Origin of the sequence: Arcobacter sp. (assembly GCF_050300555.1) — a bacterium.
Taxonomy (GTDB): domain Bacteria; phylum Campylobacterota; class Campylobacteria; order Campylobacterales; family Arcobacteraceae; genus Arcobacter.
This window is the reverse complement of record NZ_JBNKXY010000482.1, coordinates 1-504: the sequence shown is the minus strand read 5'-3', so window position 1 is coordinate 504 and position 504 is coordinate 1. Positions and strand designations below refer to the sequence as shown.

The following is a 504-nucleotide window of genomic DNA, read 5'->3' as shown; positions in this document are numbered from 1 at the left end:
CCCAGATAATTCTCCTGTATTATAAGCGCAAAATATAAGGTCTCCTTTTTTCAAAATACTTTTACTAACTGTGTTTGAACAACTAAAAAAAAATAACCCTAAGGCCGGAATTATAAATCTCTTAATAATCATATTAAAACAAATAAATTAACAAATAATAAAAATGAAATATACAAGCAAGATATTGATTTTATTGATTTACATGGATTAACAAAAAAAGATGCAATTATAAAATTACATCATTTTGTTTTAAACTCAAAAAGAAAAAATATAAATAAAATAAAAAAGGAGAACACTCTCATATTCTCCTTTTCGGCATACTTGATTAAAAAGCTTAATTATTTATTCTAACCAACTGAAATTTATGAGATTTTATTCATAACTGTCTCAATGATCTGATCTGCAACGGTATCTTGAATTCCCATATCAAGTTGGCTGGTAAATCCAACACAAGAACAGTTAATCTCGCCTAATACATAGGTATCTTTTCCATTCTCGCCATCA

At 26.8% G+C, this 504-nt stretch carries 1 pseudogene; it reads right to left on the bottom strand.

Going from position 1 to position 504, the window contains the following annotated elements:
* Window positions 1–362 precede the first annotated feature (362 nt).
* Window positions 363–504 (bottom strand): annotated as a pseudogene (locus ACQY5W_RS13710) (Cj0069 family protein); the annotation flags it as partial.